Origin of the sequence: Shewanella sp. NIFS-20-20, from assembly GCF_019209865.1 — a bacterium.
GTDB lineage: Bacteria > Pseudomonadota > Gammaproteobacteria > Enterobacterales > Shewanellaceae > Shewanella.
Genome location: NZ_JAHUTT010000083.1, coordinates 1 through 14,731, shown reverse-complemented (window position 1 = coordinate 14,731; position 14,731 = coordinate 1). Strand labels below are relative to the sequence as shown.

The 14,731-nt window shown below is 42.9% G+C and carries 10 protein-coding genes; 2 read left to right on the top strand and 8 right to left on the bottom strand.

Annotated elements, in window-relative coordinates; genetic code table 11:
• Nucleotides 1-273 precede the first annotated feature (273 nt).
• The 3 genes from KU855_RS17680 to KU855_RS17670 form a co-directional block, all read right to left on the bottom strand.
• On the bottom strand, nt 274-882 hold the full coding sequence (locus KU855_RS17680) for a disulfide bond formation protein B (protein WP_218532321.1): 609 nt from the start codon (nt 880-882) through the stop codon (nt 274-276).
• Nucleotides 883-894: 12 nt separating this feature from the next.
• Nucleotides 895-1,506 (bottom strand): thiol:disulfide interchange protein DsbA/DsbL, encoded by a 612-nt coding sequence (locus KU855_RS17675; protein ID WP_218532320.1) that lies wholly within the window; start codon nt 1,504-1,506, stop codon nt 895-897.
• A gap of 138 nt (nt 1,507-1,644) precedes the next feature.
• Nucleotides 1,645-2,391 (bottom strand): outer membrane protein OmpK, encoded by a 747-nt coding sequence (locus tag KU855_RS17670; protein ID WP_218532318.1) that lies wholly within the window; start codon nt 2,389-2,391, stop codon nt 1,645-1,647.
• Between the two features lie 164 nt (nt 2,392-2,555).
• On the opposite strand from KU855_RS17670, the gene KU855_RS17665 reads away from it, so the two are divergent.
• Nucleotides 2,556-3,224, top strand: a complete 669-nt coding sequence (locus KU855_RS17665; protein ID WP_218532316.1) for a TetR/AcrR family transcriptional regulator — start codon at nt 2,556-2,558, stop codon at nt 3,222-3,224.
• 722 nt (nt 3,225-3,946) lie between these two features.
• On the opposite strand, the gene KU855_RS17660 is transcribed toward KU855_RS17665, so the two are convergent.
• The 5 genes from KU855_RS17660 to KU855_RS17640 form a co-directional block, all read right to left on the bottom strand.
• Entirely contained in the window at nt 3,947-5,740 is a 1,794-nt protein-coding gene (locus KU855_RS17660) for an aryl-sulfate sulfotransferase (RefSeq protein ID WP_218532314.1), read from the bottom strand.
• Between the two features lie 291 nt (nt 5,741-6,031).
• Complete coding sequence (locus KU855_RS17655; protein WP_218532312.1) at nt 6,032-7,165, bottom strand: porin; 1,134 nt, start codon at nt 7,163-7,165, stop codon at nt 6,032-6,034.
• 73 nt (nt 7,166-7,238) lie between these two features.
• The gene (locus KU855_RS17650; protein WP_218532311.1) at nt 7,239-8,972 is read right to left on the bottom strand and encodes an aryl-sulfate sulfotransferase; all 1,734 of its coding nucleotides are present in this window, start codon (nt 8,970-8,972) and stop codon (nt 7,239-7,241) included.
• A 364-nt stretch (nt 8,973-9,336) separates the two neighbouring features.
• Entirely contained in the window at nt 9,337-10,677 is a 1,341-nt protein-coding gene (locus KU855_RS17645) for a hypothetical protein (RefSeq protein ID WP_218532310.1), read from the bottom strand.
• A 435-nt stretch (nt 10,678-11,112) separates the two neighbouring features.
• Entirely contained in the window at nt 11,113-12,879 is a 1,767-nt protein-coding gene (locus KU855_RS17640; RefSeq protein WP_256261114.1) for an aryl-sulfate sulfotransferase, read from the bottom strand.
• Between the two features lie 606 nt (nt 12,880-13,485).
• Here KU855_RS17640 and KU855_RS17635 point away from each other — a divergent pair.
• Complete coding sequence (locus KU855_RS17635; RefSeq protein WP_218532308.1) at nt 13,486-14,553, top strand: DcaP family trimeric outer membrane transporter; 1,068 nt, start codon at nt 13,486-13,488, stop codon at nt 14,551-14,553.
• Nucleotides 14,554-14,731: the final 178 nt, after the last annotated feature.

Here is a 14,731-nt window from a genome sequence, read left to right as displayed (position 1 = left end):
GTTAGCTAACGTCAAGGCAATGAACAAAGTCATAAGACTAGGTATGCCTGTTAGTTACCGAGTTGAGTAATTAGAGTAAGTGTCATTAGATCAGTACGTTACGTGAACTATTTGATCAACAACGCCGGGTAACCATCAACAGAGAGAACTAGCACCAATAATTATCATTGATGCCAGCTCATTAGTTACTAATTTTATCGAAAAATTTTAAAGCTCAAGACTTAAAATTCATATATAAACTATTTCTCAATAATTATAAAATTTAGAAATTGTTTATTTTTTGATGAAAGTACGCATCCAACCTAAAGTCAGTGGCGCCAAAGCAACCATAAAGAAGGTGTATGCAATCAGACAGTAGTGAGCCATGTTCATACCAAACAATGTCCAATCATCCTCACCACAACCACCTGTTGGGTTAAACTCAAATGGTAGCCATTCATCTAAAGGTAAGTTCAAAGGAAAACGTGGATCCGTTGAGCAGGCAGAACCCGCTGCATCACCTGCCGCAGCAAAGAAGTCCATCGAGGTATCTACAACCATATGGGCAGCATCATGAATTTTCATCAGCTCATAAGACCACATCCACCCTTGAATGATTGCGTACCAAGCCAACAGCATACCTAAGAACTTCAAGATGTTGTTCTTGGGGTCAATCAACATGATCAAACCACCAATCACGATACAGCATTGGCTGAAACGAATGTAAACACACAATTCGCACGGATCCATTGCCAGAAACAGCTGGAAGTAAAGGATGGCTGACAGGATAAGGAATACTGCGGCCCCCACCATCACCCACCAAATTGGGCGCTCTTGCTGAATCACAGATAACTGCTCTGCTGGCTGCACCTTAAAGGTTTCCCAAAACTCTTTAATCGACATGATATTCCCTTATTACTTAGCAGACAGCTCAGCGATCAGGCCCTTCAGCATATCCATAGAGCGAATAGACTTGGTATTGATCAGGTACTTACCGTTTACCGTAATCGCTGGGATCCCCTGAATCTTAGCCACTTCAACACCTCGATCCCACTTGGCGATTAAAGCCTGTACATCGGCATTCTGAGCATTCTGATCAAACTCGCCACGGCTCATACCTAGCACTTCCAGTGAAAACTCGATGGTCGAATCAGCATCTTCAAACTTTACTTTCTTCACATGGTATTGGTCGTAATATTTATCTTTAAGCAGCTTAAATACCTTGTCACCTTTGATCACCTGAGCAATCGCTAATGCCGTTGACTTTTCCACACCAAATGGCGGCTTGGTAGTAATGTGATATTGATCAATCGTCACGCCATCAGGAAGGATTTTGTCATTAGGAATCCCTGCTTTCTCATATTTGTAGCAAAATGGACAATTGATAGAATAGATTTTCACAACTTGATTTGGAGCATCAAACTGCGCGGATTCTGGCAGAGTCTGATATTCAACACCTTCAGTCGCCGCCAGTGCGCCAAAAGACAAGAACAGGGTTGCTGCAATAGCAGTCAGCGTTTTTTTCATAGTTAACTCCAAAATTAATTAAAATATAATCCAACAAATAAACATCTAACAATTAAAATGAAAACATATGTGAACGTTTAGATTTTTATGACTCGTCACACAAGAAAAATATAATCACTTAACAGTCTAACCTGCAGATTAGAAATTATATTGGACCGAATAAAATATTCCGTCATGATAACCTTTCTTACCCATATTATTTTCAGCGTAGCGGTAGCTTACAGCAGCAGACCAGTGCGTATTAGCGTGCCACTTTGCAATAAACTGCCCATTAAAACCAACGTCCTCGACATCACCAGCTAATTGGAGATAAAAATCATTTCTACCAAAAAATACTTCTTGCCACCAAATGAAACTAAAATCTTGGCCCATCACGGAAGTGCTATGAGAAAAGTTAATGTAGGCATAGCCGCCATTAAATCCCTGTTCATCAAAACTTTTATCAAAAGCCTTATAGGTCGCATTAACTACATGTGCAGCCAATGCTAGCTGAACATAGGTACTGTCGTAACTTTTATCCCAGCTCAACCCTAATAAAGTATTGGTTTCCCCCCAGTTAGGCATCGACTTATCAAATACTTGACCATACAAATTGAAGTCTGTATCAGCTAAGTTAATTTGACCGACCAGATTAATTTCTGAACCCAATAAATTTGAATTATCAAAATTCTCTAGTTTTACATGCCCGTAAATATCGCCAAATTCAGATCCAGTCGCGCCTTTTATAGATACAAATGAGTTAGCATCTTTAAACTCACCAAAAGTTTCAGTAGCGTTTGAATTCCAATTCATTACACCGGTTTCGATTGCGAGCATAGCCGCATTAACAGTAACGGGTGAAAAAAATGTGGCAACGATAGCTGAAAACAGTAATTTCTTTACCATGACACAACCCTCCCTGAAGACCAAACAAATATTACTAATTGATGTCAGGGTAATTTTTGAAGGCAATCACAAAAAATACACTCAATAAGCAAAGCTATTCGAAGGTTGATGCTTAACATGTATAATAGAAAAAATTTTTTTTAGATGATGGAGCTCACATAAATATGGGAAAAAACACTACAGACCATATTTTGAGTGTGGCAGAGCAATTAATATATAAAGAAGGTGTGATTGGTTTCAAATTTTGCTCAGTAGCTAAAGAAGCCGGCATTTCTACCACTACGTTATATAAGCTATTCAGCAACAAGGAAGATATTCTTGTTGCTCTAGCGTTCAGGTGTTTTGATGGTTCAAAAAGTAAAAAATGGTGGCTGGAACTAGAAGCGGACGGCCTAACTAAGGTCATCGCCTTTTATATATTCCAGTTAAATACACTTAATAGCCTCCCATTCTACTCGTCACTTTCAACCTTGACTTGTAATCCACTTATTGCCGATCGTGCCAGTCGCCCACAAACTAATAAACACAATAAGAATGCTTACGCATTTTGGGAAACCCCGATTGCTCTATTACAACAAGCTCGTGAACAGGGCTTATGTCAGCTCAATGACATCGCCATAACGCGCTTATGCACCTTACTTTCTACGACGATTAGAGGTCAGCATTTGATTAGTTTTGCGGAGGTAGGGAAAATCTGCAGCGAAGACGCGGATTTATCAGCAGAATGGATGATTGAATTTTACTTTAAACAGATGGGATTTAAACACTTCGAGATCAATGTTGCCATCGAAGATGCAAAGTTGTTGATTCTACAGTATGGCCTAAAGGGTTAATAACAATCTGCGTAGGAGTTCTGTTAACCGAAGAAAACCTGCCTGGGCATTGACCTGATTTATGTATATATATAAGTGCAGGATAAACATTTACCAGCAGAAGTTTTTACTACGCAGCCCTCTATCCCCTTAACCGACGACTTGCCTCAAGTAAAATAGGTAGTAAATCTATATAATAAAGCAACAGTGAGCATCGTACCTAAGGCGAACATTGTTTTTGTTCTCAATAAACGCTCTCACCACAACTCTACTATCGACCCATGGCGGAATTAAGCTTTGTTAAATCTCATTAACCAAATAAAATTTCGCTTCTGAATTCATCGTTCCATGATGCTTTTTGTAGTGGCATAGTTAATTTGGCATACAAATTCCATCACAGTTAAATATTTAGTTAAATTGCGCGTATGACGCTATTTTAACATAGCCAATTTTTTTAGAATTGCGAACTATCCCCTATACCTCACCGGGCCAATCCCGACAAACACAAAAAACTAAAAAACAATAAAACCATGAACTTATAGACTTACAGGATTCTATATGTTGCCAAATATCACACCTTGGCTGCCTTTGTGTGCCAATAGAACCCACAGGTAAGCACACATTATTAACACCCGCGGCAAAATAAAAATCTCAAATGAATAATTAAAATACTACAAAATAAAACCACAACAAACGAATAGGCTTGTTGTAAGCCTATTCGTCGCTTATTGTTATTTATACGCTTACTGACCGAATAAACTCTTGGTATTGATCAGTACTGAACGATAGTGAGGCGTATTGGCTTTCTCTGATAAGATGTCAATTTCAACTTTGACCTCTTTAGTATCGTAATCAATTTCATTAATTCGACCAATGGTGGGCTTGCCTGGCTCAAACATACCGACTGAACCACCAAAACCAAACATGGTATTGCGGTCTGCCATATACTCAACGTTAGAAGTGATTGGCGAATACCATTCATATCCTCGCTCTTTGCCGTATTCCCAGGTTTGCTCAACCGTCATCTTATTTTCGTCAATCTTGTACTCTACATAACGAGTGTACTTATCGGTTGGCAGTGCTGGCTGCTCATAGTGCCGTCCATCGCCGTTATCCAGCACAGTCAAGCGACCATTGGCGTTATTCAGCCATGCAGTGTGCTGAGTATAGGTAAAATCAAAGTCACCATCACAGACTCCCCGCTCGCTACAGCTTATTGGTTTACCTTGCTTATTGACTGGTTTAAGTAGCTTTTTAGATAAGGCTTCGTTCCATCCAATAGAGGGAGCAAGGATCCATTTTACTTCTTTGTCACGGGTCACCTTTGCGACGCCCTGATGGCGAAAAGACAGAATAATGGAGTCATCCTTCGGATCGTACTCAACGGAATTAACGTGTGCCCAGTTGCGTCCCGGCGCAATACCCGCAATATCCCCATAAGGCGCATCAATGTTCATTTCCGCCGTCTTGCCTATACTGTCAAAATCGACATTCAGACACACAGCCCCCATATCCAAAGCTTCCAACAAGGCGTCTCGATAAGGGTCCAGAATCTCATTCAGGTTCCACACCTCAACCAGATTCCCCTTGCTGTCGATCTCCAAAATATGGTCACGCACAGTGTGAACAACATCACCATGGGCATTGGTGTAAGCTGCTTTTGCTGCCCGCACCAATGAGTGACCATTCGGCATAATATTGTGCTCATGGGATGCATCAATGTACCCCCTAGGCAAACGTTGGGTATCTACGTTACCCAGCATATCAAACGTGCCATATATCTGACCTTGCACAAATGTCATCTGGCCGAACCCGTTGTCATGCAGCCCCATAACGTTGCCACGTTTATTAAGGTCGACGTCTTTACCGTCAAAGGTCGCATCCTGGTTCAACCACCACCTGATCTCACCCTGGGTATCCACCACATAGGTCAAAGGAGCATTCTCAAAAGGCAATGCCCCCATGGCGGGCGTGGCGTCCATCATGCCTGAATGCTTACCTTTCCGGCCTGACCAATGAAGATCTGATCCCTGGGGCACATAGGTATGGCTATTAACCAGATACAGTCTGTCTTCAAACCCCTTAGCAACTTTTTTAACGTTAACTTGCTGTAAAGGGGTAATGTTACGGCCATCGATATAGTTATTAACGACACTGCCAGTCACCACTTTGTAGTGTTCTTTAACTCTTTTGCCATCCAGTGTGTATTCAAGCGTGACCTTATTTTGGTAGTCCGGGTATAAACCAAACACGGGAATACCGTCATGGGTATTCATAGTACGTTTGCCAACAGGGTAAGAGATATCGACACCCTTACGGCCCTTTCCTTGTACCGTCACGGTGACATTAGATGGCTTCTTACTATTTAGGTCCAGCAAGGCCGTCAAAGGCGTATTGCCATAAGGGTCAACGATCATTGCACCTAATTTGCCCTGCGCCGGAGCAGGAGGAAAGCCGGCGGCTTGGGCATCGCCAGTGAAAGAACCACTGATGCCAATACATGCCGCAACAGAAACAGCCAAGAGTGTACTTTTCATATAATCGCCTGCATAAGTTACCAATCAATTTTGCCGATGAATAAGTAACATTGAAAGATGGAATAAATACGCCAGCATAAATGCTGGCGTGAGCGAACTGACTACTACCAATAAATAACAACTTGATTATTAATGCTAATTCAAAAGTTATCTGTGCTGATTATCACAACCATAAAGTAGTATTCTTATTATCAAGTCCCAACCTACAATAGATATACAGAGAAGTGAATTAACAATGCATAATTATTAATGAAAAAAATGACTAATGTTTATCATCATTCAGTTTAATATTCACATTAGTATTAAATTAAAACGAATACCGGCAAATATTTCATCGTCGAAATTAACCGGATTACCATGGCCATCGACATCGCCAAACTTGTAGTAGCTAAACTCCGGAGATATGAAGGTTCGATTGGCAAATTTACGCTCAAGTGCAATATTGAATTGATCAACCTCTACGCCAAATAACTCGGGACGTTTAATACCGTGGGCAACCAGCGATGTCCAATAACCATTATTGGCATGACCATATTGAGCATAAGCACGCCACTTGGGATTGATACGATATTCTGCAGAGATGGCATAAGTGTCCAAATCCTGAAGCTCATGAGTATTAAACATAATCGCTTCTTTCTGTAGCAAACGCTGTTCAAACTGACTCCAGGTAAAACCAAATCGCATGCCATTACCAGTGTAATTACCACCCACGCGCACCCCATCGCTACCCTCAACCTGGTGATCGTAGCTCACAGCCAGGTTCCAATCCCCCTGGTTAAAGTACGCCATTGTCGAGGCGCCGGTCATATCCGCCTTGCTACCATCAGCATCAAGGTAATACTCACCGCCGTCATTCTCTTTGGGACTAAAATACTGTAGGCCCAATTTGACGTTGCCCAGCATGGGGGTCAGATAAGTACCCACATTACCGTGGTAACGTAAGTTCTTATGAATAAACTTTCCTGCACCCAATGTTGAAAAGAAACGTTCAGCACCTATGGTATTCACATAAAAATGAAAGGCATCGTCCCGTCCCAGGCGTAACTGACCATAATCAGTGTCAATGCCAAGCCATTGATTACGGTGAACCAACCCCTCCTTATACACGCCCATCGTACTGGCGTGGCTATGGAAATCCAATCCGTAATCAACGTTGTAGATAAAGTCCAGCCCATCAGCGGCCTTTACCCTGCCATTAACACCCAACATAGACGCTTCAGTATCGAAATTGAGCCCACTGTCGTAACTGCCATCAGCACTTACTCCCATACGGGCAGACTGCTCATACATGGCATGCACACTTAAATATGCCCGAAAATTCACTGCATCTGCATTTTCCGCTACACCAAAGAAATGAAACGGGGCAGCCGCCACTTGACCAGCACCGACCAGCGTTGCCAGCAACAAAATTGCTTTGTTCATCATCAACCTCTAAGTATTTTTATTTGCCGAGCCTGAAAGGTCAGGCTCGGTGATCGTTATTAAAGAAGAACGTTAATTAGAATAGAGGTTTGATGATTTCAGCTCGGTAACCCACGGCACCGGCTTTATTCCCTTTGACTTCCATCTCGAACTTTATCTTGTCTGTTTCAGGATCAATTTCAATCACGCTGGACTTCTGCTTTTTATCCATAATGCCAATTGAGCCATTAAAGATGAACATAGTGTCCTTATCGGTTTGCCAATGCACTTCAGAAGTAATCGCGCCATACCAGTCATAGCCACGTTCTTTACCAAACTGCCATACCTGTTGGACTGTCATATTGCGTTCATCAACTTTGTATTCAACGGCACGTGAGTATTTATCCGTTGGCAGAGCCGGTTGTTCATTAAATCTCGCATCGCCATTGTCAAACACAGTGACAGTGCCACGCTCAGGAACAGCCCAGGCCGTATGCTGAGTCGCTTGCCACTCAAATCCACCGTCACAGCGGCCTTCCGCGCAATTTAGCTTGTTGCCCTTGCTGTCTACTGGCGTCAGTACCTTGTTAGCCAGCTTGCTGTTCCAACCACGCGGATCTGCAATGATCCATTTCACTTCTTTGTCACGGCCGATCTTAATCACCGCGTTCTGGTGCCGGGAGGAGATAATGATTGAGTCGTCACCCGGGTTATAGCCAATGGAATTCACGTGTGCCCAATTCCGTCCAGCAGCTGAACCCGCAACATCACCGTACGGTAGTTTGCGTAAGTCTTCCTTGGAGAATGTTTCACCCGACTTGTTAGCATCAACGTTCAAACATACTGCGCCCTGATCCAGCGCTAATATGGTTATGTCTCGGTAGGGGTCCAGGATCTCTGCCAAAATCCACTCATCCACAACCGCCCCGTTTTCATCAACTTCGATAATCGTGTCACGTACCGTATCCACGACATCACCCACATCATTGCGGTAATCTTTCTTACCCACTCGCAGCATCACATGCCCATTATCTAACTGTACGACTTCATGGGAAAAGTCCACATACCCTTCCGGAATTCCACGGTCATAGATAGGTCGGCCTATCAGGTCCATCTTGTGATATGCCTGGCCCTGACCATAGATCAGGGTACCGTCCTGTAACTGGTTAACATCCATCAGGAAACCCATTTTCTCCGGGTTATTGGAGTCATGCGCTGCATTTGGATCCAGAGTCCAACGAATATCGCCATTGGTGTCATAGATCATAATTTGTGGTGAAGCGTCCCAGTCATAGGCGCCAATACCTAATTTATTACGCTTAAAGGGAGAGGAACCAGGAATCGCCGCGTTCAACTCGACCAGATACAAACGATTTTCAAATCCTTTAACAGGCTTTTTAATCACATTCGCCTCAGGGGCCAATGCGGTTTGTAATCCACCTTGAGATTCGAATTTAATCGCTTCAGCAAAAATACTGAAGTCATGACTCTTCTTCTTTCCCTGCTCGTCTGTCCACTTCATTGTGACTTTATTGGCCTGAGCGGGATACATGCCAAATACCGGCACGCCACCGTAAGTCAACACACTCTTATCTGAAACCGGATACTCAATATCAACGCCACCTTTACCCTTGCCATGGACTTTGATTGAGACATGCTTCACTTTGTGGCCATTCAAGCCAATAATCGCGGTTTGAGGCGCATTCTCATAAGGATTGACATGAATAGTGGCACCGAATGGTGCCTGAGGAACGGCAGTTAATCCTGCTGCCTGAACACTTGCTACAACGCCCAAAGCGAGACTGACGGCTAGCACAGTTTTCTTTAACATAATTGTAGGTCCTTTAATTATTATTCTGCACCAATGATTTTTGGCGACAGGTGTTGATAGTTATTAAAAACATTAATCCAGGTCACTAATTCGATTTAGTGACGCTATGTAAATCATGAGCCAATTAATAACTGCCGATCATTTAGACGCAGTAAGTAGTAGGCAATAACTCGAAATACCTGATATGGCACTAATGCATACTTAACGTCTAATATTAATTAGTCATAAATAACACAAGCTAATAAGAAGTTATTTAGTAAATGCTGAATCGTTCCGATAAACTGATCCCGTTTATCTCTGGTGATAAACATGAATATTTGTGTTTATTCAAAGAGCATGCTTGATAACCTTCAAAAATAAACAATTAGAAAACCAATCGATATTGTAAAGTCAGCTTGCGATAGATATCGTCAGTTAAAAAACCATAAACATTATTAACTCGACCTTCTCGGTAGCCATTATCGGCACCGCGACCATCATGATGCATATAGGTATACTGTAAACTCAATCCGTCTAATGCCGGGTGCAATTTGCCAAAGTCTTGTTTAAGTTCTAATACATATTCCTGTCGGTGGTAGCCAGTTACATTTTTGGCATTCCAGCCTTTCCAAAACTGTGCATATCCACTTAACCCCTTCCACAATAGGCCATCAAAGTTTTGAGCAAAACGCAGCATTAGTGCCTCTTCACCCTCGATTAGAGGCACTTCATTACCCAGCATGGTATTCTGCAACATTGGCCGACTCATGGTTGCCCCATGCCCCCAATCCTGCACTACATCACCATCATATACCTTGGTAGCTTTGATATTCATAGTGGTGCCATTGCCAAACTGAGTCGTCGTTACCAGGTGCAAAAGCCCTGACTTGCCGTCATCAGTAATCTCCTTTCCCACATCGGTAAACTGCTCACCCACGCCAAGGACATTGGTCCCCCTTAGCATGAAATTAGTATTCAATGCTTCCGAGGTAAAATCCGCTTGATATAACACACGTCGAATGTAGTTTTTTGATTCGGCATATTCAAATTTATAATTGATATTACTTACTTTGCCATTTAGGCCGGTTAATAACATATAGTCAATGCGATTACCCTGCCAGTCAGTGATATCGGTAATATAATCTGCCTGTCCGAAATTCTGGAAGCCATCGATATAGCTGACAAACAACTCATTACCTGAGTTTTCGTAACTCAGGTCATAACCATGAGTGGAGCTTTCATTAACACGAATCACCTTTTCGTTAAATAATGTTGTATACCGTCGTTTTTTACCAAATCCGGCCTTTAGCGTACCGGCATCACCTAACTTAAATTTTGTTTTTAAGTAAGCGACGCCTAAGTTTGCATAGGTCTCACCGTCAGGTAAAGTATTGCCAAGACCATATCTGTCTGTGCCTTCCCGGTAATCACTTGCCCAATCCACCATAGTTACCAGCATGGGAGCAACATCAACACCAATCCAGTCATCGTAATATCCAGAGCTGAAACCATATTCTATATATAGCGGTGTTTCATTATCAATCTGTGACTTACCATCCTGAAATCTATGATCGTAATTATAGTTCTGCACTTTGAATTGAATATAGGACTTACTATCATCTAAAAATCCTGTACCCAGTTTTTTGACATCAGCCGGATAACCGGCAACAGCCTGACCAGCCCATAGAGCCGTTAAGGCCAGGGTAACAATACTTTTCTTAAACATATTACACTCACTTCTGTTCAGTATTATTGTGAATCCATTCGGTGCAGTGAATTAAGCTGCCGACAAGACTGGCATAAAGCAGGCTCGGATCGACTGTCACCGTTCCTGATTTCGCCATAGTTGCTTAAGGAAGGTGCGAACAAGTCCTCGCAGTGCGCTGGCTTATGAGCAAAAGCGAGTTCAAGGAATTCAGATAAAGGAAGAAAGGCTGACTACCTTTCAAAACTGAAGACCAAAGAAATCTTGATTGCTCGAAAAACCCATAGGGCGAGGCTGACAGCACTAGCTGCTTTGTTGCAGTTCTCAATAAGGACTAGGGCCATTAACTTCAAACTGCGCCGCACATCTAGAAGCTGTCAGCGCTCGCTGAGCACGCACGGGACTTATTCGCACCTTCCTCTAGCCCGCATCCAAGCGGATACAGGCTAATAACCGTTAGTTAAATGCCTTTTCAGGTTCAATGACCAAAGCGCGATAGGCGGGTTCGCCAGGACCAGATTGATTAATCCTGAGCTCCACCATCACGTTGTCGGTACCGTACTGAATTTCATTAAGAATGGGCTTGGTCCAATCTTTATTAAATAAGCCAGCAGAAGCCGAGAAAATAAACATGGTATCTTTGTCAGACTGATAGTTTGTCACAGAGGTAATAGCGGAATACCATTCGTGACCACGCTCTTTACCGTATTCCCAGGTTTGCTGCACGGTCATATTGTCTTCATCAATCTTGTATTCCACCGCCCGGGAATATTTGTCGGTTGGGAAGGCTGGCTGCTCAAAGCCGCGACCATCACCATTATCAAATACCGTTAATGTGCCTTTATCTCGATTTAGCCAAGATGTGTGCTGAGTCCAGGACCAATCAAAGTCCCCCTCGCATTTGCCAACTTCACAGTGAATATGTCGACCGCGATGGTCTATAGGTTGCAGCACTTTTTTGGCCAGTTCCCCGGTCCAGCCATCCGGCGCGCCTAAAATCCACTTAACCTCTTTATCGCGACCAATCTTAATCGCGGTCGCCTGATGGCGAGGACTGATAATGATGGAATCATCGCGCTCGTCATAATCTATCGAGTTGACGTGAGCCCAGTTTCTGCCAGCCCCAACACCTGGAATGTCGCCATAAGGCATGTCAGGTTCAATTTTTACGGTTTGACCGAGTTTGCTGTCATCCACATTCAAGCACACCGCTGAGGCATCTAGGGCAATGAGCAAGGTATCGCGCATAGGGTCCAAAATGCTGTTGAGATCCCAGGCCTCAATCAAGTTACCCGATGCATCTACTTCCAGAATGTGGTCTCGGACCGTGGTCACGGTTTCGCCGGTGTCCTTCACATAGTTACGCTTGGCAGCACGAATAAGGTAAGTTCCTTTACTAGTTTCCTGGATCTCGTGAGAGAAATCCACATACCCCCGCGGCAATGGTAACTCTTTGATCATGCGGCCCAGCAAGTCCATCCGATAGTATTTTTGACCCTTACCAAATATGATTTCACCTTCACTGACCTGATGAACGCCCATAATTAAACCGCGCCCCATCAGGCTCTGGTTATCCGTGAATGCACTGTCATCCAGTATCCAGCGGACATCACCATTGGTATCCGCAATATAGTTGAGGGACTGGTAATTCCAGTCGAGAGAACCGCCATTGGTCCAGTTGATATCCTTATGATAGCGATTGGAAGTTTGGCCATTTATCCAATAAAGTCTGTCTTCAAACCCCTTGGCCACTGTCACGGGCACAACTTCCGGAAAAGAGCGCACCATAAGTTCGTTATACTTGGTACCTATGCCGCCAGTTTGTAATCGGTATTCTTCAGAGACCGACTCACCTTCAAGTCGGTATTCAACCGTGATCGTATTTCTGTGATTAGGGTATAAACCAAAGATAGGTATGCCATCATGAGTGAGTAAAGATTCTCGGTCGACGCCATATTCAATGTCTACTCCGTCACTACCTTTACCGTGCACCCTGACATGTACATTAGTAATCGACTTACCCGCAAGATCTATCACAGCGGTTAGCGGCGCATTCCCATAAGGATTGACTTCAATTTGACCTAGCTGACCTTGAGCTGTAGACCTAGATAAGAACTTCTTAGCTCCTACCGCGCCACCTTCAGCAGCGATTGAAACAGGAATTAATACAGAACTGGATATTACTGCACTTAATGCAATAGCCATCGTGGTAAATCTAGACATATAAATATCACTCAATTAATTAAATTATGAATTTTTGACAACTAACAATCTCAACTAAAAAACGTCTCGTTAAAAATGAACGTGTCCAACTCACTATCTTTTAAATACAAACCAAATACATTGAGCAAAATCACTCTCGAGAAGTAATAATTATATTACTTTGGGTGAGAGAGCCTAATTATATTTTCAAGTACAGCTATTACCATTAAACACAAGTTAATTCACACAAACCCACTATTAATGAATAGTAGTAACAAAAAATCTCCTACACATATTTAATATCCAGTTTGCACAGAACAATCATACAAGCATGAATCCCCCCTGTAATTACTAATGTAATTTTCACAAAATTAGAAATAACTTTACACGAAAAACAAACCTGCCATGAAACATGATATAAATTTCCACCAATTAAGAAGTATTGATAAACAATTTATTACCTAATTGTCTAGACCCAACCCGTAGATATAAGTAATTTTTGTGCCTTAACAAACGAGATGCGTCACAAATAAAACATATCGATTCCAATTCAGATTTTTGCCGGTGGCTTTACGATATTAGTTTCCTTAGCCTGAGCTGTCTTTATAAAAATCAAGGATGTAAATAATGAAGTTGAAATACGCACTCCCTCTAGGACTATTGCTCTCCGGAAATACTTTGGCTTTTGATGCTGAGTTTGGAGGTTTTTTTAAAGCTGCGGTCAAAACGTCAGATGGTACGTTGAACTTCGCTAACTTCTATAGCGGCAATCCTGGTGTCAACGGTAGCGACAACACCAAAACTCAATTTAGCGCCCAAGAGTCTAGGTTTAATGCCACAGTCACCGCCGGAGAGGTTAAAGGTTTTGTAGAAATTGACTTCGTGGGCTCGGCTCAAGGCAATACGTACAACACCAACTCCTATAGCCCACGCATTCGTCATGCCTATATTGATTATAAAGGCTGGACAGCTGGGCAGACCTGGTCAACCATGGTAAACCCGAGCTCTTATCCCGAATCGACCAACTTGGGGGGAGGTTTAGTCGGTGAAGCGTTTGTTCGCCAAGGGCTGGTGCGATATACCCATGGGAATTGGCAATTTGCTATGGAAAATCCGAGTACTGAAGGCCAGTGCATTGATGTTAATAACAAGTTGGTCAGTTGCAGCAAAGCAAATGATGCCATACCTGATATGGTTGTTCGCCACAACATCAAGGGCAACTGGGGAAACTTGTCTGCGGCAGCCTTAGTCAGATCGCTAGAGCCGATGAACTCAAGTGAAATTGCAGTCGGAGGCTCGATTGCGGGTAAGATCAACGTCTTTGAGAAAGATGACGTGAGATTCCAGCTGCACTATGGTCATTTAGGCAGATATGTCGGTGCCGGTGCCGCGTATGATATTTATGGAAAAGAAGTGGAAACAACCTCAGGAGGCATGATTGCTTATCGGCATTTCTGGACTGAAAACCTTCGAACCACTGCATTCTATAGCCATATCATAACAGAGGAGCAGAATGCAGACCGTCGCCATATGGCCGTTAACCTGTTTACCAACATGACTCGGGAATTGGTATTGGGTGCCGAAATTGGCCGGTTTGAAGTCAATGACGACAATAATAGCTTCAACACAGAAGCCAATGCGCCGGCCAATGGTGAATCAAACTATGTACAGCTTTCGATGCAGTTTTTCTTCTAGCTAAAAAACCGGGCCTCAAGGCCCGGCTGTTCAAACTGACAAAAGCAGGCTTTAGCCTAATGCCGTTCACTTAGTGTGAACGGCATTTTTCTTAGACTTAATGGGATACTTGTTTTTACTCATTTTTAACGCACGTGGATAGGCCCTATCCCGTTTCCCATCAAGCTTGAACTGTCTC

Excerpts from the sequence above, each read along its gene's own strand:
- KU855_RS17655 (WP_218532312.1), bottom strand. The coding sequence starts at position 7,165 with ATGATGAACAAAGCAATTTTGTTGCTGGCAACGCTGGTCGGTGCTGGT.
- KU855_RS17650 (WP_218532311.1), bottom strand. The coding sequence starts at position 8,972 with ATGTTAAAGAAAACTGTGCTAGCCGTCAGTCTCGCTTTGGGCGTTGTA.
- KU855_RS17645 (WP_218532310.1), bottom strand. The coding sequence starts at position 10,677 with ATGTTTAAGAAAAGTATTGTTACCCTGGCCTTAACGGCTCTATGGGCT.
- KU855_RS17665 (WP_218532316.1), top strand. The coding sequence starts at position 2,556 with ATGGGAAAAAACACTACAGACCATATTTTGAGTGTGGCAGAGCAATTA.
- KU855_RS17670 (WP_218532318.1), bottom strand. The coding sequence starts at position 2,391 with ATGGTAAAGAAATTACTGTTTTCAGCTATCGTTGCCACATTTTTTTCA.
- KU855_RS17640 (WP_256261114.1), bottom strand. The coding sequence starts at position 12,879 with ATGTCTAGATTTACCACGATGGCTATTGCATTAAGTGCAGTAATATCC.
- KU855_RS17635 (WP_218532308.1), top strand. The coding sequence starts at position 13,486 with ATGAAGTTGAAATACGCACTCCCTCTAGGACTATTGCTCTCCGGAAAT.
- KU855_RS17680 (WP_218532321.1), bottom strand. The coding sequence starts at position 882 with ATGTCGATTAAAGAGTTTTGGGAAACCTTTAAGGTGCAGCCAGCAGAG.
- KU855_RS17660 (WP_218532314.1), bottom strand. The coding sequence starts at position 5,740 with ATGAAAAGTACACTCTTGGCTGTTTCTGTTGCGGCATGTATTGGCATC.
- KU855_RS17675 (WP_218532320.1), bottom strand. The coding sequence starts at position 1,506 with ATGAAAAAAACGCTGACTGCTATTGCAGCAACCCTGTTCTTGTCTTTT.